The organism is Streptococcus mitis, from assembly GCF_965111735.1.
In the GTDB taxonomy this organism is placed as follows: Bacteria; Bacillota; Bacilli; order Lactobacillales; family Streptococcaceae; genus Streptococcus; species Streptococcus mitis_DR.
Window position 1 is genome coordinate 640737 of the sequence record NZ_OZ217346.1, and the last position, 21720, is coordinate 662456.

General features: G+C 38.7%; 11 protein-coding genes and 4 pseudogenes. 12 read left to right on the plus strand and 3 right to left on the minus strand.

The features are described 5' to 3' along the window. Positions 1-13: 13 nt before the first annotated feature. Positions 14-4681: pseudogene (locus tag ACLV7W_RS03145) on the plus strand (YSIRK signal domain/LPXTG anchor domain surface protein); the annotation flags it as partial. Between the two features lie 90 nt (positions 4682-4771). On the opposite strand, the gene ACLV7W_RS03150 reads toward ACLV7W_RS03145, so the two are convergent. Next, positions 4772-6123 (minus strand): IS3 family transposase gene (locus ACLV7W_RS03150; RefSeq protein ID WP_134813905.1). Its coding sequence is split into 2 segments (ribosomal slippage): positions 4772-5682 and positions 5682-6123, totalling 1353 coding nucleotides; the frame shifts between segments, so codons are not numbered across the junction. Between the two features lie 138 nt (positions 6124-6261). Between ACLV7W_RS03150 and ACLV7W_RS03155 the strand changes: the two genes are divergently transcribed. The 5 genes from ACLV7W_RS03155 to ACLV7W_RS03175 all read left to right on the plus strand — a co-directional run bounded on the left by ACLV7W_RS03155 (position 6262) and on the right by ACLV7W_RS03175 (position 13309). Further along, a complete protein-coding gene (locus ACLV7W_RS03155) occupies positions 6262-7788 on the plus strand; it encodes an IS1182 family transposase (protein WP_411865423.1) in 1527 nt (508 codons plus the stop codon). A 216-nt stretch (positions 7789-8004) separates the two neighbouring features. Continuing rightward, a complete protein-coding gene (locus tag ACLV7W_RS03160; RefSeq protein WP_153210123.1) occupies positions 8005-9783 on the plus strand; it encodes a phosphotransferase in 1779 nt (592 codons plus the stop codon). A gap of 1 nt (position 9784) precedes the next feature. Next, positions 9785-9970 carry a hypothetical protein gene (locus ACLV7W_RS03165; RefSeq protein WP_000805405.1) on the plus strand — a complete coding sequence of 62 codons (186 nt, stop codon included), beginning with the start codon at positions 9785-9787 and terminating at the stop codon, positions 9968-9970. A gap of 1 nt (position 9971) precedes the next feature. Then, on the plus strand, positions 9972-11399 hold the full coding sequence (locus tag ACLV7W_RS03170) for a cytosine permease (protein WP_153210122.1): 1428 nt from the start codon (positions 9972-9974) through the stop codon (positions 11397-11399). 482 nt (positions 11400-11881) lie between these two features. Further along, entirely contained in the window at positions 11882-13309 is a 1428-nt protein-coding gene (locus ACLV7W_RS03175) for a cytosine permease (RefSeq protein ID WP_153210121.1), read from the plus strand. Between the two features lie 47 nt (positions 13310-13356). Here the strand turns inward: ACLV7W_RS03175 and ACLV7W_RS03180 are convergent. Then, positions 13357-13536 (minus strand): annotated as a pseudogene (locus ACLV7W_RS03180) (IS3 family transposase); the annotation flags it as partial. Here ACLV7W_RS03180 and ACLV7W_RS03185 point away from each other — a divergent pair. Both ACLV7W_RS03185 and ACLV7W_RS03190 read left to right on the plus strand, forming a co-directional pair. After that, positions 13528-13986: pseudogene (locus ACLV7W_RS03185) on the plus strand (ABC transporter ATP-binding protein); the annotation flags it as partial. The pseudogenes ACLV7W_RS03180 and ACLV7W_RS03185 overlap by 9 nt on opposite strands. A gap of 303 nt (positions 13987-14289) precedes the next feature. After that, positions 14290-14946 carry a CBS domain-containing protein gene (locus ACLV7W_RS03190; protein WP_000268673.1) on the plus strand — a complete coding sequence of 219 codons (657 nt, stop codon included), beginning with the start codon at positions 14290-14292 and terminating at the stop codon, positions 14944-14946. Positions 14947-15230: 284 nt separating this feature from the next. Here ACLV7W_RS03190 and ACLV7W_RS03195 read toward each other — a convergent pair. Further along, positions 15231-16397: pseudogene (locus ACLV7W_RS03195) on the minus strand (IS30 family transposase). 200 nt (positions 16398-16597) lie between these two features. On the opposite strand from ACLV7W_RS03195, the gene prfB reads away from it, so the two are divergent. The 4 genes from prfB to ACLV7W_RS03215 all read left to right on the plus strand — a co-directional run bounded on the left by prfB (position 16598) and on the right by ACLV7W_RS03215 (position 21687). Next, a protein-coding gene (prfB, locus tag ACLV7W_RS03200) for a peptide chain release factor 2 (protein ID WP_142358055.1) occupies positions 16598-17693 on the plus strand; the annotation gives its coding sequence in 2 pieces (ribosomal slippage) (positions 16598-16669 and positions 16671-17693; 1095 coding nt in all). 17 nt (positions 17694-17710) lie between these two features. Next, positions 17711-18403 (plus strand): cell division ATP-binding protein FtsE, encoded by a 693-nt coding sequence (gene ftsE / locus ACLV7W_RS03205; protein ID WP_000022269.1) that lies wholly within the window; start codon positions 17711-17713, stop codon positions 18401-18403. After that, positions 18396-19322, plus strand: coding sequence for a permease-like cell division protein FtsX (ftsX, locus tag ACLV7W_RS03210; protein ID WP_000625545.1), 927 nt, complete (start codon positions 18396-18398; stop codon positions 19320-19322). Before ftsE ends, ftsX begins: the two co-directional genes overlap by 8 nt. 184 nt (positions 19323-19506) lie before the next feature. After that, entirely contained in the window at positions 19507-21687 is a 2181-nt protein-coding gene (locus tag ACLV7W_RS03215; protein WP_080976378.1) for a PTS transporter subunit IIBC, read from the plus strand. Positions 21688-21720: the final 33 nt, after the last annotated feature.

A 21720-nucleotide genomic window follows, 5' to 3' on the forward strand; every position in this document is an offset into this window, starting at 1 on the left:
TTTACCCACTACAAATATTATAGAGCCGAAACTTAAAGATGCAAAAGAGTTCAAAGCTAGCTTAGATGAGAAATTAAAAGAAGCTCAAGGAAAACTTCCTGAATTAACAGCGAAAGTTACTTCAAGTCGTCAAGAAGCTTTAGAAGCAGAAAAAGCAGTAGAAGCAGCACGTACAGCATTGAAAACAAAAGCGACTGAAAACTTATCGAATCCAGAAGTTGCAGCATATACATTAGGTCAATACGGATCTTATAAAGTGACTGTAAGAGCAGTTGATTCAAATGGTGTTGTAACGACTCCAACAGTAGGAAATACAGATGATGGAGCAGTAACAGAAGATGCAGTTGCAGAAACAACTTACTACATCGTAGTCTCTAAACCTGAAAAATCTTCTGGAGCAGAAGGACAAGAACAAACTGATTCAATGGAAACAGGATTCAAGACTGGTTTACCAAATGATGCAGAAGTATCTGACTACAAACTAGTTGATCCAGAATCAGGTAAAAAAGCAAGTTCTGTAACTACTGATGAAGGTACTTATGAAATTGATGAAAACACAGGTAAAGTGAACTTCACACCAGCTCCAGGATTTATCGGTACGGCTAAACCTTTAACAGTTTCAGCTAATGTCACATTAACAGGAGACGATGGAAATCCAGTAGTAGTAGAATCTACAACGACTTATACACCAACAGTATATGGTGTTAAACCAAAAGATGATGAAACAACTGGAAAACAAGGTCAAGTTCAAACTTCAATTCCAGGAAGCGAAAGATTCTCAGCATTAAACACAGGAGCTAATACTCCAGATAATACAAACGTAGACTGGACAACAGCTAAGTACTCATTAGAAGGTGCTAATGAAGAAGGTAAGGTTGTAGTTGAAGGAGAAGGAACATACGCTATTGACCCAGCAACAGGTGCAGTAACATTCACACCAGAGCCAAGCTTCAAAGGACAAGCGAAAGGCGTAGAAGTAAAAGTAAAAGTAAAAGTAAAAGTATCTGTAACAGCAACAGACTCAGAAGGAAATAAAGTTGAAGTTACATCTAGTGGAAACTACACTCCAGAAGTGGAAGAAGTAGAACCAACTGCAGAACCAAAAGAGACAAGTGGAAAACAAGGTAAACCACAAACTCAAGATGCAACTACAATGTTCAAAGAAGGTGACGAATCAGCACCAATCGATAAATCTACAGTGAAACTTGTAGACCCAACAGGTGCAGAAGTCACAACAATGCCAGCTCTTAAAGATGGAAAAGAAGTGGGTACTTATACTTTAGATCCAGAAACTGGAGTAATTACATTCCAACCAAATAAAGACTTTACTGGAACACCAGACCCAGCGAAAGTAACTGCAGCAGACAAAAATGGAACAAAAGTAGAAACAACTTATACTCCAACTGTGACTCCAGTAGTACCAGAAGGACAAGATAAAACGACAACAGGATTCCAAGGTAAAACTCAAACAGGAACGGTAACATTTACAGCAGGGGATACTGAGTTCCCGATTGATGCTAAAGTTCCTGCGACATTTGAAGATGGAACAACTAGAAAAGAAGTTCCAGGAGAAGGGGTATACACAGTAGCAGAAGACGGAACAGTAACATTTGTACCTGAAAATCAATTTACAGGAACAGCTAAAGGTGTAACTGTAAAACGTGTAGATACAAATGGAACTCCAGCTACAGCGAAATATACACCAATTGTTATACCGGTAGTACCAGAAGGATTTGACAATGTTACAACAGGAGTTCAAGGTGAAACTCAAAACGGTAAACCATACTTCAAACCTGGACGTGAAGATACGCCAATTGATGAAAATGTACCACCGAAATTAATCGATCCAATAACTGGGCAACCGTCAACAACAAATGAAATACCAGCAAAAGATCCAGAAGGAAATGTAATCGGTAAATATGCTTTAAATCCGGCTACAGGGGTAGTAACATTCACACCAGAAAATAAATCTTATGTAGGACCAGTTCAACCAGTAACGGTTCAACGTCAAGATACGAATGGAACAACAGTACCTGCGGAATATACTCCAGTAATCGTAGGGGTTAAACCAACGGCTAAACCAGCTGATTCAACAGATGTACAAGGGGTAGAACAATCGAAAGAAGTAACATTTACAGCAGGTAAGGCGGATGTAAATGGAACAGAAAAATCAGTAGCAATTGATCCTGCTTCATTCAAACTATTAGGTGAAGATGGACAACCAGCAGACTCAGTACCAGCTAAAAATCCAGCAGGAGATGTTGTCGGTATTTACACACTAAAAGTGGTAAGTGGAAAAGCAACGGCGGTATTTACACCAACGGATAAAACTTATGTAGGAACGGTTCAACCAGTAACGATTCAAGCGGCAGATACAAACGGAACAACAGTAAAAACTACGTATACTCCAAATATCACGCCAATTAAACCAACGGCAACACCAGTTAAAACAACGGATGTACAAGGGAAAGCTCAATTTGGAACTCCAACATTTACAGCAGGAGATTCAAGAGTACCGATTGTTGAAACTTCAACGAAATTAATCGATCCAGAAACAGGAAACCCGGTAGACTCAGTGACTGTTGAAGGAGAGGGAACATATACAATCGAACCAAATGGAAGTATTAAATTCCAACCAGAACCACAATTCACTGGAAAAGCAACAGGTATTGATGTTCAACGCTTAGATGAAAATGGTACACCTGCTAAAGCTACGTACACACCAACAGTAACTCCAGTAAAACCAACAGGAGAAGACGTAACATCAGAAGATGTACAAGGTGCTGAACAAAATGGAACACCAAAATTCACACCAGGAAATCCTGATGTTGCAATTACAATTACTGATGAGCAACCAGCGAAATTAATCGATCCAGAAACAGGGAAGCCAACTGATAAAAACAAAGTAGTGATTCCTGGTGAAGGAACATACACGATCGATCCTAAATCTGGGGAGGTAAAATTCCAACCAGAACCACAATTTACAGGACAAGCAACAGGAGTAACTGTTCAACGTCAAGATACAAACGTAACAACAGTTCAAGCGAAATATACACCTAAAGTTAAAGGTGTAACTCCAACAGCAACACCAGCTAAATCTAAAGATATTCAAGGTAAACCACAAACAGGATTACTAGAATTCAAAGGTGGAACAGTAACGGTTAATGGTGTACCAAAAACTGTTGAGATTGATGAAACAAAAGCACCTAAACTAATTGATCTAGAAACAGGAGAACCAACTGATGAACCAGTAGTAATTCCTGGAGAAGGAACATACACAATCGAAGATGGTAAAGTTAAATTCCAACCAGAACCACAATTTACTGGAAAAGGAGAAGGTGTAGAAGTTCAACGTGTAGATAAGAATGGAACGCCAGTAACAGCTAAGTATACTCCAAAAGTAGTGCCAGTAACGCCAACTGGAGAAGATAAGACATCTACTGGACCTAAAGGTCAACCACAAACAGGAACACCAGAATTCAAAGGTGGATCAGTGAAAATCAATGGAAAAGAAGAAACTGTTGAAATTAATACTGACGAACCAGCGAAACTAATCGATCCTAAGACAGGAGATCCAGTTGATTCAGTAACAGTTGATGGAGAAGGAATATATACAATCGATGCGACTGGTAAAGTGACATTCACGCCAGAATCAGAATTCTTAGGAACAGCAACAGGTGTAACAGTTCAACGTCAAGATAAAAACGGAACACCTGTAACAGCTACGTACACACCAACAGTAACTCCAGTAACGAAGACTGTAGACAAAACATCGGAAGGTGCTAAGAATACTCCACAATCTAACACTCCAGAATTCACAGGAGATGTTGACTTAGATGTACCACCAACATTTGATGATGGAACAACTACAAGAGTAGTAGAAGGAGAAGGAACATATACAATCGATGCGACAGGTAAAGTAACATTCAAACCAGAACCAGAATTTACAGGTACTGCAGATGGAATTACGGTCGTTAGAAAAGATAAATTAGGTAAAACTATCTCTGCTCAATACACACCAACAGTACGTCCGGATACTGAGTTTGTAGACGAAAATGGAAATCCAATTAAAGGATATCCAAGTGAAGATGGAACAACACCGAAGAAAGATAATGTTCCAGAATACAGATTCGTAGAAACGAAGAAACTTCCAAACGGAGATATCGAACACGTATATGAAAAGGTTGTAACGCCAACACCTACTCCAACTCCATTTGAATACAAAGTCATCACAACTTATGTAGATGAAAACGGAGAATTAATCATTCCGGATGAAAATGGTTCACATCCAGGTAAAGAATTAAAAGGATATGAAATCGTTCGTACTGAAAAAGAGGCGAATGGAAATGTCCGTAATATTTACCGTAAAGTGACAACACCAGAAACATCTATCATCACAACATTTGTGGATGAAAATGGTAACCCAATTCTTCCAAATGAAAATGGCGAAGTTCCAGCTAAGGATATCACAGGATATGAATTAGTCAGAACAGAGAAAGATGCGAACGGTAATGTCCGTCATGTTTATCGTAAGATTCAAGAAACAATACAAGAGCAACCAGTGCAACAAATATCAGAAAAAGAAGCTGAGGCTAAACAAGAGTTGCCTAACACAGGTACAGAAGCTAACGCTAGCCTAGCAGCGCTTGGACTTCTTGCTCGCAAGAAAAAAGAAGACTAAAAACTCATAGTTTTTAGAGTCTGGGACAATAGTCCCTTATTTCCAAAAAAAGCAACGGATTGTACTGACCCCCAAAAGTTGGACAAATAATTATTGAAAGGATTTAGTTCTGTATTGCACAGGGCTAAGTCCTTTTAGTTTGACTTTAATTCGTTTGTTGTTGTAGTAATCAATGTAGTCCACAATAGCTTGTTCAAGGTCTTCTAAAGACCTAAAGTGCTTCTCATAACCATAAAACATTTCAGATTTCAAAATGCCAAAGAAGGACTCCATCATGCCATTGTCTGGGCTGTTGCCCTTGCGTGACATGGATGCTTGAATTCCCTTACTCTCTAGGAACCGATGATAAAAATCGTGTTGGTATTGCCAGCCTTGATCGCTATGGAGAATCGTATGCTCGTAGTGTTTCTCTGTAAAGGCCTGGTTTAACATAGCTTTCACTTGTTCTAAGTTTGGTGAAGTTGAAAGATTATAGGCGATAATTTCGCTATTAAATCCATCTAAAACTGGCGATAAATAGAGTTTCTGTGTGCTATTTGGAATGGCAAACTCTGTCACATCCGTATAGCACTTTTCCATTGGCCTTGATGCTTCAAACTGACGTTGAATGAGATTCTCTGCTTTCTTACCAATCTCTCCTTGGTAGGAAGAATACTTTCGTTTCCGGCGAATTCGAGCTGTTAAACCAAGGACTTTCATCAGACGTTGGACCTTCTTATGGTTTACTATATGACCACGATTCCTCAATTCAAGAGTAACTCTACGATAGCCATAATTTCCTTTATGGTCATTATAAATGGCCTGAATTTCGGTTTTAAGCTCTTTATCTTTATCAAGCCCATCCAGTTGTTTCAACTGATAATAGTAAGTTGAGCGAGCTAAACGTGCTGTTTCAAGAAGTAAATCTAGTCGAAATCCTCCTGAAGCCATTTCTCTAATTGTCTCTGCCTTTCTCGCTCTAAGGCTTCGTCCCTGTCTTCCAGCTCTTTTAACTTTTTTAGGTAGGCCACCTCAGTCCGTAAGCGTTCATTCTCCTCTTGGAGTCGCTCTAGTTCTGTCATTTCTTCCCAGGTTTTCTTCCGTTTACGTCCCATTTTAGTTGGTCTCCCTCTTGTTTTCTCAACAATAGTATACCCGTTTTTCTTATATTGTGCTAGCCAATTTGGAAGCATACCACGATTTGGGAGAGCATATTTGAGAGAAACTCTATCTTGAGACCAGTTTTCATGTAAGACTTTATTAATCATTTCTTGTTTTAAATGAGGAGAATAGTAACGATTTTTCCCTTTTTTGACGAACTCTATTCCGTAACGATCAATCAATTTAATCATGTACCTAAGATTAGAATTGTTTATCTCAAATTTATTTGAAAGCTTCTCTAAGCTATATCCTTGTTTTCTAAGTTCATAGATCTGAACTTTATCTTCATAACTCAATTTCATAATAAAACACCCCAAAAGTTAGATTTTTTCTGTCTAACTTTTGGGGTGCAGTTCAGATTTGCCGTTGCTTTTTTTGCATGGTTGCGATAGTCTTGGTAAAATAGAATTGCTTAATAAACCATTTAGAAAGGCCATCCCATGCATATTCACTATAACACAGATCAAACAACTTTACCACTAGAAATCAGTTCTTTCTTGCCACAGGACCATCTCGTCTTTACTATTGAAAAAGTGGTGAATACCTTGGAGGATTGTCACTTCCATGCCTTCTATCATGACTTTGCTCGCCCGTCTTATCACCCTAAAATGCTTGTATCTACTCTTCTATTTGCCTATTCACAAGGGATTTTCTCTGGACGAAAAATTGAAAAAATGATGATTGAAAATCTGGCTATGCAGTACCTAACAGGGCAGTTGGTTGTCAGCTATCGCACCATCAATCGTTTTCGTGTAGCTGAAGGGATGGAAGAACTCATTCGCAATCTTTTCATCGACCTCAATCTTCGTTTAAAAATGGAAGAGTTAGTGACTTTAGATTGTCTGTTTATTGACGGAACTAAGATTGAAGCCAATGCCAACAAATATAGTTTTGTGTGGAAGAAAGCAACGGACAAGTTTTCCGCCAAACTTCAAGAACAGATACAGGTCTATTTTCAAGAAGAAATCACTCCCCTTATCCATCAAGCTATCGAACTGGATACACAAGAGCCTATCTCCTCAGAGCAATTGCTTGCATTCGCTCAAGTCCTTGAAGAAGAATTGAAAAAATTGAACCAGGACATTGAGGAGACACCCGTTAAAGGGAAAGATGAACGTAAAACCCAACTTCGTAAACTCAAGAAAGTCTTGCGTAAAGTCAAGGATGATTTTTCAGTACGTGCTGAAAAATATGAGAACTATCAGGAGACATTTGAAGGGCGTAACAGCTTTTCCAAAACCGATCCAGATGCAACTTTTATGCGAATGAAAGAAGACAATATGAAAAATGTCCAACTCAAGGCTGCTTATAATCTTCAAATCGCTACTGAAAACCAATTTGTTCTTCACTATGATGTCTTTTCAAATCAGACAGATACTAAAACTCTTCTCCCCTTGCTTGAAACCTATCCGCATGACGTAAAGACAGTTGTCGCAGATGCTGGATATGGAAGTGAGGAGAACCTCCTTCGTTTAGATGAAAAGGAGGTGAAGCATCTGATTAAATATGCCATGTTTGACAAGGAACAGAAGAGAGGGTATAAACAGTCGGATAGAAACTTAGGTAATTGGTACTATAATGACAAGGAGGATAGCTACACACATCCTGACGGCTGGTATTATCGTTTTCACCATACCAAACATCAGAAAACACAGACAGACTTTCAACAGAAAATCAAGGTTTACTACGCTTATGAACCTGAATCAGCCCCTCAAAAGGGACTGTATATGAACGAACGCTATCAAAACTTGAAAGCTAAAGAATGTCAGGCGCTTTTATCTCCCGAAGGTAAACAGATTTTCGCTCAACGCAAGATTGATGTGGAACCTATCTTTAGGCAGATAAAGGCTTGTTTGGGTTACAAGAGATGTAATCTGAGAGGGAAGCGTCAAGTGAGAATTGACATGGGATTGGTACTTATGGCCAATAACCTCCTAAAATACAATAAGAGAACGACTCAAAATTAAAAAGCTAGAGTTCCGCAATTGGAAATCTCTAGCTTTTTTGTGGTCGAGAACTATTTTGTCTTAGGTTCTTTTTTGGGGCTCTTTCTTCGTTTGCTTACTATTCTGATGGACTTGGTTTGAGCATCCGTTTTCTTAATATAGAATCTAACTTGACAAAAGTGTGTGTTCATCATATAATAGAATAAATAAAAATATTGAACAAAAGAGGCTGAGGATATGCTATCAGAAAAACAATTTAAATTTTTACGTTTTTTGTTGACTCACAAAGACGAAAACTTTACGCAGAGACAATTGGCTGAACAGTTAGACATCTCTTTGGGGACAGTAAATAATCTTCTCAAGGAATGTAAAGAAGAGAAGTGGATCAGTGAGGAAAATCATTTAACTGACTTAGGTGAGGGGACTTTAGCTCCGTATCAGGTGAAGAATGCCATTATCATGGCTGCAGGTATGAGTAGCCGCTTTGCTCCTTTGTCTTATGAGCTACCTAAAGGATTGCTTCAAGTTAAAGGTGAGCGTTTGATTGAGAGAGAAATCAAGCAGTTGCAAGAAGCTGGAATAGAGGATATTACAGTTATTGTAGGCTATCTGCAGGAAAAAATGTTCTATCTAGCAGAAAAATTTGGTGTTAAAATCGTTGTGAATAATGATTACTACAAGTACAACAACTGTTCTTCTCTCATGCTAGTCAGAGATCAACTTTCTAACACTTATATCTGCTCTTCGGATAATTATTTTGTAGAAAATCCGTTTGAACGATACATTTACAGGGGTTATTATTCTACAATATTTGCAGAAGGGGACACAGACGAATACTGCTCTAAGGAAGACTCCAATCACACTATTATCGATATTCAAATCGGTGGGACGAATACTTGGGCTATGGTGGGGCACGTTTATTTTGATCGTGCATTTAGTGAAAAGTTTGTAGATATTTTAGAAACTGAATTTAAGCACGAACCATATCGCGAACAACTCTGGGAAGATTATTATAGTCGTCACGTCAAGGAGCTTCCTTTGGAAGCTCGGCATTATTCAGCAGATATTGTTAAGGAGTTTGATTCACTAGATGAGTTGCGTCAGTTTGATGAACACTATTTGGTGAATACGAATTCGGAAATCATTGATAATATCTGTAAGACATTGGGATGTGTGGCTTCAGATATTGTCAATATCAAACCTCTAAAAGATGGTCTAACCAACACTTCGTTTTCATTTGACTGCCTAGGAAAGAAATATGTTTACCGTCATCCAGGTAGAGGAACGGAGAATTATATTGATCGTGCTAGTGAAGCGGCTTCTATGGAAATTGCTGCAAAATTAAAGATTGACCGTACTTTTGTCGCCATGAACAAGGATGAGGGCTGGAAAATTTCAGAATTTATTCCCAACGCCAAGCAACTAGATTATGATAATTGGGATGATGTAGCAAAAGCAATGGAGCTCTTGAGACGCTTGCACCAATCTGGAGAAAAAACGGATCATTCCTTTGATCAATTTGAGGGAATTGATGATTTTAGACGAAAATTAAAGGCTAGCAATCGTTTTGAGTTTGATGGACTTGAAGAGTTGGATAAGAATGTCTCAGTTCTCGAGAAGCTTTTACAAGAAGATCAAGCGAAAAAGGTTCTCTGCCACGGAGATTCTTATAGCCCGAATTTCTTGTTGAATGAAGCTGGAGAAATGAGCTTGATTGATTGGGAATATTCTGGTATGGGAGATCCAGCAGGAGATTTAGGAACCTTTATCGGGTGTTCAAATTATACAGTAGAAGAAGCTGAAAAGGTACTTGAAATCTATTTACAAGAAGTTCCGGACAAGAAAACCAAACGTCATTATTTTGCTTATGTATCAGTGACTTCATATTATTGGTTTTTATGGGCCCTGTTCCAAGAAAGCGTTGGAAAACCAGTAGGTGAATTTCTTTATATCTGGTATCGTTATACCAAGCAGTATGGAAAACTTGCATTAGATTTATACTTAGAGGAGAATTGAGATGAAACCGACATCTGAAATTGAAGAATTAGTAGCAAATGAAACGAAAAGAAGGCTAGAAGAAATGGAATCACCAAACTATGTGTTTGCTCAGCCATTTCTAAAAAGTGATTTTATTATAGTCATTGGCTTAGTTCTAATTAACCTTATTCTGATTATCCTAGCCATGACAGGAGGTATTCAATAAAATGTCTAAGATGAATGACTTTATTCAACAGGAGACGATAACGGGAATTGTTCCCATGACCAACAAGGATCGTCAGTATTCTTTCTGGGATCTCTTCCTATCAACAAGTGGTTTTGCCATTGCAACTTGGTGTTATACCCAAGGAGCCTATGTGGCTCAATATTTGACCTTTAATCAAATGTTGATTAATATTTTTAGTTTCAACATTATCTGGGTTTTTATCGAATGTCTCCCAATTTTGTTTGCAGTTAAGTATGGAATTGATTTATGGATTTGGTTGAGGGCTGTCTTAGGAAAAAAAGGGGTAGCCTTGCTATCAACCATTATTAGCTTGGCTAACTTTGGCTGGTACGCCGTTGCAGCTAATCTTTTTGCCAATTCTATGATCCACTTGGGAAATAATTTTGGACTTGGTTTAGACAAGGGAGTATGGGCACCGATTTTAGGTACTCTCTGTGTTCTTCTTGGAACGTTGATTGCTCTTGGAGGTCCAGAAGTAATCAAATGGACCAATCGATTTTTGGTTATCGCCCTGTTGATTGTCGGTCTGATTATCGTTGGAATCTGTTTTGTAGCTGTTCCTATAACTGACATTATGAACATTCAACCAGCTACCCAAGGAGATTTAACTCCATTAGAACGCTTCATGCTTTCTGGGGAAGGAAATGTAGCCTTTGCCTTCTCTTGGTCTACACAGGCGCTAGTTTTGCCACGTTTGGCAAAATCAGAACGCAGTGGCTATTGGGCTACAGCCTTATCATACGGGATTGTCGCTCCATTCTTTGTTGCGACAGGTGGAGTTATGGCTTTAGCCATGTTTGTCAAAACAGGTGTTTATGAAAGTGATCCAACAACGATGCTTTCAACGTTGAGTACTCCTGCCTTTGCGCTTTTAAGTTTACTACTAGTAGCTTTTGCTAATATTGGAACCCAGGGTACAGGATCGTACGTGAACTGTATGATTGTAAAAAGTGGGATGCCCAAAGTAAGCTATAAACTAATGGTTTGGATTGCCATGGTTTATGTTAGCCTACTAACCATCTGGGGAGGAGTAGAAGAGTATTTCGGATCCTTCATCTCACTAGCCGCTTATATTCAAGGGCCAATTATTGGTATGATTGTTGTCGATTATTTTATCTTAAGAAAACGAAAACTCGATTTGCGTTCAGCCTATTTCCTTGAAGGACATGATGCCTACGAATTTACTAAAGGATTTAACTTAGTTGGCTTGTCTTGCGTATTCATTTCTTTGTTAGTTGCGGTACTATTTGTTTACAACCCTGTAACTGCACAAATTCAAAGTTCGATCTTTTTAATCACAACTGGTAGTGGCTTTACTGCGATCTTTGGTGGTCTATTGTACTGGCTAGCTAGCTTAACTCGTTTAAAACGCTATATGCTCAAGGATAGAGATTCCGTTACGATTTAAGGATAGAGGATTGATTAGAAGTACTTGAGTATGCCCCCTGCTGGAGGCTTTAGAAAATCTTTATTAATACGGTAGAATAAGCTGAGCAGGTACTTGAAATTTCTGTAGAAGAAATTCCAAACGTGAAAACGAAATACAGCTATCTAGCTCAGGTGTTTGGAACGTCATACTATTACTCTTTTGTGAGGATTATTTCAGGAGAGCGTCTGTAAATCTATTAGGGTAGGGAAGTTTTTCTATATTTGGTATCACTATAGTGGGCAGTATGGTCAACTAAAATTAATTTTTAGTCGGAGGACTAACAAAATGAGAATTGGTATTGAACTTGAGCAATTAGTTGTAGGTGAAACTAAAAAATGAAAACCTTAATCTATATATATTTATCTCCCCTTTCATAAAAGTTTATTTTACATAAGTAATTGATATGATTCTAGTCAATCATATTCTGATTATCCTAGCCATAACACGAGGTATTCAATAAAATGTCCAAGATGAATGACTTTATTCAACAGGAGACCATAACGGGAATTGTTCCCATGACCAACAAGGATCGTCAGTATTCTTTCTGGGATCTCTTCTTATCGACAAGTGGTTTTGCCATTGCAACTTGGTGTTATACCCAAGGAGCCTATGTGGCTCAATATTTGACCTTTAATCAAATGTTGATTAATATTTTTAGTTTCAACATTATCTGGGTTTTTATCGAATGTCTCCCAATTTTGTTTGCAGTTAAATATGGAATTGATTTATGGATTTGGTTGAGAGCTGTTCTAGGTAGAAAAGGGGTAGCTGTTCTATCAACTGTGATTAGTTTGGCAAATTTTGGTTGGTACGCCGTTACCGCCAATCTTTTTGCCAGCTCCATGATTCATTTGGGAAATAATTTTGGACTTAGTTTAGATAAGGGAGTATGGGCACCGATTCTAGGCACTCTCTGTGTTCTCCTTGGAACGCTGATTGCTCTTGGGGGTCCAGAGGTGATTAAAGGTACTAATCGCTTTCTAGTGGTAGCCTTGTTATTTGTTGGGCTAATCATCGTTGGAATTTGTTTTGTTGCGGTTCCGATTAGTGATATTATGAATGTCCAACCTGCCATTCAAGAAAATTTGACACCGATTGAACGTTTTATGATGTCAGGGGAAGGAAATGTGGCCGTAGCCTTTTCTTGGTCTACACAAGCCTTTGTCTTACCACGTTTGGCAAAATCAGAACGCAGTGGCTATTGGGCTACAGCCTTGTCATACGGGGTTGTTGCGCCATTCTTTGCTGCGACAGGTGGGGTGATGGCTCTAGCCATGTTTGTTAAAACAGGTGTCTATGAAAGTGATCCAACAACGATGCTTTCAACGTTGAGTACTCCTGCCTTTGCGCTTTTAAGTTTACTACTAGTAGCTTTTGCTAATATTGGAACCCAGGGTACAGGATCGTACGTGAACTGTATGATTGTAAAAAGTGGGATGCCCAAAGTAAGCTATAAACTAATGGTTTGGATTGCCATGGTTTATGTTAGCCTACTAACCATCTGGGGAGGAGTAGAAGAGTATTTCGGATCCTTCATCTCACTAGCCGCTTATATTCAAGGGCCAATTATTGGTATGATTGTTGTCGATTATTTTATCTTAAGAAAACGAAAACTCGATTTGCGTTCAGCCTATTTCCTTGAAGGACATGATGCTTATGAGTTTACAAATGGCTTCAATCTAGTAGGATTATCTTGTGTAATCATTTCCTTGTTAGTTACGGTATTATTTGTTTACAATCCCATAACAAAGCATATCCAGAGTCCTATGTTCCTGCTCACAACTGGTAGTGGCTTCACTGCAATTTTTGGAGGTCTATTGTACTGGTTAGCTAGCTTAACTCGTTTAAAACGCTATATGCTCAAGGATAAAGATTCCGTTACGATTTAAGTTTAAGAGAGAACGTTGTGTACTACCCCAAAAAGTTGGAAAAATAATTATTGAAAGGACTTAGTTCTATATTGCACAGGACTAAGTCCTTTTAGTTTTACATTAATTCGTTTATTATTGTAGTAATCAATGTAGTCTACAATAGCTTGTTCTAATTGCTTAAGAGACGTAAACGTCTTCTCATAGCCATAAAATATTTCCGATTTCAAAATGCCGAAGAAGGACGCCACGTCTTTCCTGGCTTGACTGTTATGGAAAATCTTGAAATGGGAGCTTTCTTAAAGAAAAATCGTGAAGAAAATCAAGCTAACTTGAAGAAGGTTTTCTCACGCTTTCCTCGTCTTGAAGAACGGAAGAACCAAGATGCAGCAACTCTTTCAGGGGGGGAACAACAAATGCTTGCCATGGGACGCGCTCTTATGTCAACACCAAAACTTCTTCTTTTAGATGAACCATCAATGGGACTTGCCCCAATCTTTATCCAAGAGATTTTTGATATCATTCAAGATATCCAGAAACAAGGAACGACCGTCCTCTTGATTGAACAAAATGCCAATAAAGCACTCGCAATCTCTGACCGAGGATATGTATTGGAAACAGGGAAAATCGTCCTATCAGGAACAGGAAAAGAACTCGCATCATCAGAAGAAGTCAGAAAAGCATATCTGGGTGGCTAAACTAGTCTGGGAGACTAGTTTAGGTTGCGGATGGAGATTGCGAAGCAATCATCTTATCCAGTGGATTGTTTTAGTCGGCATATTTAGTTTGCAAACAAATCTGCATCTACTTTGAAAGATGAATTTCTAATAATTGAAAAAATCGAATGAAAGGTATCTTACCTTCATTCACAGAGCTCGATTTTAGAGCTCTTTTTGCTAGCTTATTCATACTTTTCTGAATTTTGAAAAAGAAATGTAAGCGTTTGATAGATTTACAAAAAGATTGTATAATAGGGATAAGAACAGAAAAGGAGAAGTCTCATGGCAGTTAAAGATTTTATGACCCGCAAGGTAGTGTATATTAGTCCAGATACAACAGTATCTCATGCAGCAGATTTGATGAGAGAGCAAGGGTTGCATCGCTTGCCTGTTATCGAAAATGATCAATTGGTTGGTTTGGTGACTGAGGGCACCATTGCCCAAGCTAGTCCATCAAAAGCAACAAGCCTTTCTATCTATGAGATGAACTATCTTCTAAATAAGACAAAAGTAAAAGATGTCATGATTCGTGATGTTGTCACTGTTTCAGGCTATGCGAGTCTAGAAGATGCAACTTATTTGATGTTGAAAAACAAGATTGGTATTCTTCCTGTCGTAGATAATCATCAAGTATACGGAGTTATTACGGACCGTGACGTTTTCCAAGCCTTTCTTGAAATTGCTGGTTATGGTGAAGAAGGAATTCGTGTGCGCTTTGTTACGGAAAACGAAGTTGGCGTTCTTGGAAAGATTGTTTCTTTGATTGTAGAAGAAAATTTGAATATCTCCCATACAGTCAATATTCCGCGTAAAGATGGTAAGGTGATTATCGAAGTTCAAATCGAAGGATCAATTGATTTACCAGCCTTGAAAGAAAAATTTGAATCAGAGAATATTCAAGTAGAAGAAATTACTCGTACTTCAGCAAAAGTTTTGTAAGAAGGGAAGCCGAAAGGCTTCTTTTTTCATGAGCTAAATTCCCAAACTAAGTTCCACCGCTAGTAGAAGTGGAAGTTAGTCTGATAAAAATCGTAAAAACCAGTGGAAATCCGTGTCAGGGTAAGTTCCACTGGTTTTACTAATGCTTGATTTCATCGCTTTTGTAACCAAAATGAATCGAAAAAAAGAGCGCACAAAATCCTCTCATCTGAAAGCGTTTCAGATTAAGTTCCGCTATGGTGGAACTTAGTGTGAGACGTTTGAATGGGGTTGAAGGTTAATTTTTAGAACTTATGTTGGTGTAATGTAGACGACTGACAGACTTCTTCTGCAGGTATTTTAGAAATACCAAGAAGCTTAGGAATCTCTTCTCCGTAAGTAAAAGCAAGGAGTTCATGGGCTGACTTTCCATTCAAAGCAGCGCGTTTGACACTGTTGACATGCGAACAAACGAGATTAATGTCCTCTTGAGTTAAGTTGTCAAAAGAAGTTCCCTTTGGTAGAATATCGCGAATCAGCGTGTGATTTTTCTCAATTCTGTCTTTCTGGTCAGAGCGATTAGGGTCACAAAAGAAGAGTCTACTCTCTCCTCGCACATCCATTTCGATTTCATCAACCCTGGCAAACTCTTCACCATTATCTGTCAGAATGACAGGAAAGAGTTGGAAGAAATCTTTGTCAGCTTGGTGAAGAGTGTTCTTGATGTCATAGAGGTGTTTGGTAACCTCAAGGGCAGTTTTATTATCAAGAAGCCTAGCGAAGATAAAGTTACAGAAAGATAAATTGAAGGTGAGTAGGACTTTACCTCCCATCCTCCCCAGAACTGTATCCATTTCTAGCCAAGAGTCTAGTTGATTAAGGGCTAAATAGTTTTGGAAATCCTCATAGGAACGGCTTTTTTTCGCTTCTTTAGGGATGGAAGGTAGCTTACTTTTCCGTCTTTCTTTGAATTTAACGGCTCTGGCTAGGTCAATAGGAGCGATAGATAGGTATCCTTTTCGGATGTGTCGATAGACAGTTGAGGAGCTGACATCAAGGTTATGAGTTTTGAGGATATGATAGATGTGTTGTCCCTTTTTAACACCATCAGAAATGACTTTGTCCATGTCCCAGAAGGTCTTGGAATTGAGGGGAGTTCCTTCACGAGCTTCGACAAGAGTTTGTTCGTACTGCTTTTGAGCTTGCTTAGCGAGGTAGAAGATTTTTTTAAATCCACAATTTTGTCTTCTTTTAGGGCATCCATTACAGACAAAGGTATCCTTATCGAGTAGAGGACAAGGAAGGTTGTTAGAGGTAGAGTCTCTAATTTATTTATTTCGTTTGACTTCTTTAGAAACAGTAGTTGGGTCTTTTAGAATAAGTTGCCTAATAGCTTTGAATGTTTCCCCGCGCTCTAAACCTAGCTGGATGTCATTACGGTCTGAAAGTGTAAGGTGTTTCTTTTTTGTCATAGTAGACCTCATTTCTAACTCAAACGTCTTACACTTAATTCCACCATAAAAATCCGTTTTAGACTAATTTCCACTTTGACCAGCCAAGTGGAAGTTACTTTGAGAAGTTACCTCTTTTTTCATGAAAAGTGGATTAGAGCAAAAGATGGAAAGAAATGATAAAATATGCTATAATGAAATAATGTAAAAAAGGAGTATTTATGGACATTTCAGTAATTCGTCAGAAAATTGACGCAAATCGTGAAAAATTAGCTTCTTTCAGGGGGTCTCTTTGACCTCGAAGGTTTAGAGGAAGAGATTGCCATCTTGGAAAACAAGATGACAGAACCTGATTTTTGGAACGATAATATCGCGGCCCAAAAAACGTCGCAAGAATTAAATGAATTAAAAAACACCTATAACACCTTCCACAAAATGGAAGAGTTGCAGGATGAAGTCGAAATTTTATTAGACTTTTTAGCTGAAGATGAGTCGGTGCATGAAGAATTGGTTGAACAGTTGTCAGAACTTGCTAAGATGATGACCAGTTACGAGATGACCTTGCTCTTGTCAGAACCTTATGACCATAATAATGCGATTTTGGAAATCCATCCAGGATCGGGTGGTACCGAGGCTCAGGACTGGGGTGATATGTTGCTTCGTATGTACACTCGCTATGGAAATGCTAAAGGCTTTAAAGTGGAAGTATTGGATTACCAAGCAGGAGATGAAGCTGGTATCAAGTCAGTAACCTTATCTTTTGAAGGACCTAATGCCTATGGTCTTCTCAAGTCAGAAATGGGTGTACACCGTTTGGTACGAATTTCACCATTTGACTCTGCTAAACGTCGCCACACCTCTTTCACATCTGTAGAAGTGATGCCAGAATTGGATGATACTATTGAAGTAGAAATCCGTGAAGATGATATCAAGATGGATACTTTCCGTTCAGGTGGTGCTGGTGGACAAAACGTCAACAAGGTTTCCACAGGTGTGCGTTTGACACACATTCCTACGGGAACTGTCGTTCAGTCAACAGTCGATCGTACCCAGTATGGAAATAGAGATCGTGCCATGAAGATGTTGCAGGCTAAGCTCTATCAAATGGAGCAGGAGAAGAAAGCTGCGGAAGTCGATTCCCTCAAGGGTGAGAAAAAGGAAATCACATGGGGAAGTCAAATTCGTTCTTATGTTTTCACGCCATATACTATGGTAAAAGACCATCGAACTAACTTTGAAGTTGCACAAGTAGATAAGGTTATGGATGGAGACCTAGATGGTTTTATTGATGCCTATCTCAAGTGGAGAATCAGCTAAGATAGAAAGGAACTCACATGTCAATTATTGAAATGAGAGATGTCGTCAAAAAATACGACAACGGAACGACTGCCCTACGTGGTGTTTCGGTAAGCGTTCAACCAGGGGAATTTGTTTACATCGTAGGACCTTCAGGAGCTGGGAAATCAACCTTTATTCGTTCTTTGTATCGCGAAGTAAAAATCGAAAAAGGAAGCTTATCTGTTGCTGGTTTTAATCTGGTTAAAATTAAAAAGAAAGATGTTCCTCTCCTACGTCGTAGTGTTGGGGTTGTCTTCCAAGATTATAAACTGTTACCAAAGAAAACCGTTTATGAAAATATTGCTTATGCAATGGAGGTAATTGGAGAAAGTCGCCGTAATATCAAAAAACGTGTTATGGAAGTCTTAGACTTGGTTGGATTGAAGCATAAGGTTCGTTCTTTCCCAAATGAACTTTCAGGGGGAGAACAGCAACGGATTGCAATTGCACGTGCCATTGTAAACAATCCAAAAGTATTGATTGCGGACGAACCAACAGGAAACTTGGACCCAGATAATTCATGGGAAATTATGAACTTGCTGGAACGCATCAATCTCCAAGGTACAACTGTCTTGATGGCTACCCACAACAGTCAGATTGTAAATACCTTGCGCCACCGTGTCATTGCCATTGAAAATGGCCGTGTCGTTCGTGACGAAGCTAAAGGAGAATATGGATACGATGATTAGTAGATTTTTTCGTCATTTATTTGAATCATTAAAAAGTTTGAAACGAAATGGCTGGATGACAGTAGCTGCTGTCAGTTCAGTTATGATTACTTTGACCTTGGTTGCAATATTTGCATCTGTTATCTTTAATACGGCTAAACTAGCTACAGATATCGAAAATAATGTCCGAGTAATGGTATACATTCGTAAGGACGTAGCTGATAATAGTGAGACTATTGAAAAAGAAGGTCAAACTGTTACAAATAACGACTACCATAAGGTATATGATGCTTTAAAAGGTATGTCAACCGTTAAAAGTGTTACGTTTTCAAGTAAAGAAGAACAATATGAAAAGTTGACAGAAACGATGGGGGACAACTGGAAAATCTTTGAGGGCGATGCCAATCCACTCTATGATGCATATATCGTTGATACAAATACACCAAGTGATGTAAAGACGGTAGCAGAAGAGGCTAAGAAAATCGAAGGTGTATCAGAAGTTCAAGATGGTGGTGCTAATACAGAACGCTTGTTTAAGTTAGCCTCATTTATTCGTGTTTGGGGACTAGTTATCGCTGGATTATTGATTTTCATTGCGGTGTTCTTGATTTCTAATACTATACGTATCACCATTATTTCACGAAGCCGTGAAATTCAAATCATGCGTTTAGTAGGTGCTAAGAATGGCTATATCCGCGGACCTTTCTTGCTTGAAGGTGCCTTCATTGGTTTGCTTGGAGCAACACTTCCATCAGTTCTGGTATTTATTGTCTATAAAATGGTTTACCAATCTGTTAATAAGTCATTGGTTGGTCAGAACCTTTCAATGATATCACCAGAAGTATTCAGTCCACTGATGATTGCCTTATTATTTGTGATTGGAATTTTTATCGGTTCAATCGGATCAGGAATTTCAATGCGCCGATTCCTGAAAATCTAAAATAAAATAGAAGTATATTTGAGGAGATTTTAATATCTCCTTTTTTACTACAAAAATTTTAGAAAAAAGTCTACTTTTTTTTATAAAAGCCTTTACAAAAAAAATTAAAGTGGTATAATTGAATTATAGAAAGTGCAAACGTTTTCGTAAAACGTTTGCCTAAATAAAAATAAAGGAGATTTGAATGATGAAAGATACATTCAAAAATGTCTTGTCTTTCGAGTTTTGGCAAAAATTCGGTAAGGCTTTGATGGTGGTTATCGCGGTTATGCCGGCTGCTGGTTTGATGATTTCAATCGGTAAGTCTATCGTAATGATTAACCCAACTTTTGCACCACTTGTAGTTACAGGTGGAATTCTTGAGCAAATTGGTTGGGGGGTTATCGGTAACCTTCACATTTTGTTTGCCCTAGCAATTGGAGGAAGCTGGGCTAAAGAACGTGCTGGTGGTGCTTTCGCCGCTGGTCTTGCCTTCATCTTGATTAACCGTATCACTGGTACAATCTTTGGTGTATCAGGAGATATGTTGAAAAATCCAGATGCTATGGTCACAACTCTCTTTGGTGGTTCAATCAAAGTTGCTGATTACTTCATTAGTGTTCTTGAAGCTCCAGCATTGAACATGGGTGTGTTTGTAGGGATTATCTCAGGTTTTGTAGGGGCAACTGCTTACAATAAATACTACAACTTCCGTAAACTTCCTGATGCACTTTCATTCTTCAACGGGAAACGTTTCGTACCATTTGTAGTTATTCTTCGTTCAGCAATCGCTGCAATTCTACTTGCTGCCTTCTGGCCAGTAGTTCAAACAGGTATCAATAGCTTTGGTATCTGGATTGCCAACTCACAAGAAACTGCTCCAATCCTTGCACCATTCTTGTATGGTACTTTGGAACGTTTGCTCTTGCCATTTGGTCTTCACCATATGTTGACTATCCCAATGAACTACACAGCTCTTGGTGGTACTTATGACATTTTAACTGGTGCAGCTAAAGGTACTCAAGTATTTGGTCAAGACCCACTATGGCTTGCATGGGTAACAGACCTTGTTAACCTTAAAGGTACAGATGCAAGTCACTACCAACAATTGTTAGATACTGTTCACCCAGCTCGTTTCAAAGTTGGACAAATGATCGGTTCATTCGGTATCTTGATGGGTATGATCGTTGCTATCTACCGTAATGTCGATGCTGATAAGAAACATCAATATAAAGGTATGATGATTGCGACAGCTCTTGCAACATTCTTGACAGGGGTTACTGAACCAATCGAATACATGTTCATGTTTGTAGCAACACCTATGTATCTTGTTTACTCACTTGTTCAAGGTGCTGCCTTCGCTATGGCTGACGTAGTAAACCTACGTGTCCACTCATTCGGTTCAATTGAATTCTTGACTCGTACACCACTAGCAATTAATGCTGGTATTGGTATGGATATCGTTAACTTTATCTGGGTAACTGTTCTCTTTGCCGTAATCATGTACTTTATCGCAAACTTCATGATTCAAAAATTCAACTACGCAACTCCAGGACGTAACGGAAATTACGAAACTGCTGAAGGTTCAGAAGAAGCTAGTAGCGAAGTGAAAGTTGCAGCAGGCTCTCAAGCTGTAAACATTATTAACCTTCTTGGTGGACGTGCAAACATCGTTGATGTTGATGCATGTATGACTCGTCTTCGTGTAACTGTAAAAGATGCTGACAAAGTCGGTGATGCAGAACAATGGAAAGCAGAAGGAGCTATGGGTCTTGTCATGAAAGGACAAGGAGTTCAAGCTATCTACGGTCCAAAAGCAGACGTATTGAAATCTGATATCCAAGATATTCTTGATTCAGGTGAAATCATTCCTGAAACTCTTCCAAGTCAAATGACAGAAGCACAACAAAACACTGTACACTACAAAGGTGTAACAGAGGAAGTTTACTCAGTAGCAGACGGTCAAGTTGTTGCTTTGGAACAAGTGAAAGATCCAGTATTTGCTCAAAAAATGATGGGCGACGGATTTGCTGTAGAACCTGCAAATGGAAACATTGTATCTCCAGTTTCAGGTACTGTATCAAGCATCTTCCCTACAAAACATGCTCTTGGTCTTGTGACTGAAGCAGGTCTTGAAGTACTTGTTCACATTGGTTTGGACACAGTAAGTCTTGAAGGAAAACCATTTACTGTTCATGTAGCTGAAGGACAAAAAGTTGCAGCAGGTGACCTTCTTGTCACAGCTGACTTGGATGCTATCCGTGCAGCAGGTCGTGAAACTACTACAGTAGTTGTCTTCACAAATGGTGATGCAATTAAATCAGTTAAATTAGAAAAAATAGGTTCTCTTGCAGCTAAAACAGCAGTTGCTAAAGTAGAATTGTAATATACTTGAGGTTGGAAGCTGTATTCCAACCTC

Coding starts and splice junctions, on each gene's coding strand:
- ftsX (WP_000625545.1), top strand. CDS start 18,396: ATGATTAGTAGATTTTTTCGTCATTTATTTGAATCATTAAAAAGTTTG.
- ACLV7W_RS03190 (WP_000268673.1), top strand. CDS start 14,290: ATGGCAGTTAAAGATTTTATGACCCGCAAGGTAGTGTATATTAGTCCA.
- ftsE (WP_000022269.1), top strand. CDS start 17,711: ATGTCAATTATTGAAATGAGAGATGTCGTCAAAAAATACGACAACGGA.
- ACLV7W_RS03165 (WP_000805405.1), top strand. CDS start 9,785: ATGAAACCGACATCTGAAATTGAAGAATTAGTAGCAAATGAAACGAAA.
- ACLV7W_RS03160 (WP_153210123.1), top strand. CDS start 8,005: ATGCTATCAGAAAAACAATTTAAATTTTTACGTTTTTTGTTGACTCAC.
- ACLV7W_RS03215 (WP_080976378.1), top strand. CDS start 19,507: ATGATGAAAGATACATTCAAAAATGTCTTGTCTTTCGAGTTTTGGCAA.
- ACLV7W_RS03155 (WP_411865423.1), top strand. CDS start 6,262: ATGCATATTCACTATAACACAGATCAAACAACTTTACCACTAGAAATC.
- ACLV7W_RS03175 (WP_153210121.1), top strand. CDS start 11,882: ATGTCCAAGATGAATGACTTTATTCAACAGGAGACCATAACGGGAATT.
- ACLV7W_RS03170 (WP_153210122.1), top strand. CDS start 9,972: ATGTCTAAGATGAATGACTTTATTCAACAGGAGACGATAACGGGAATT.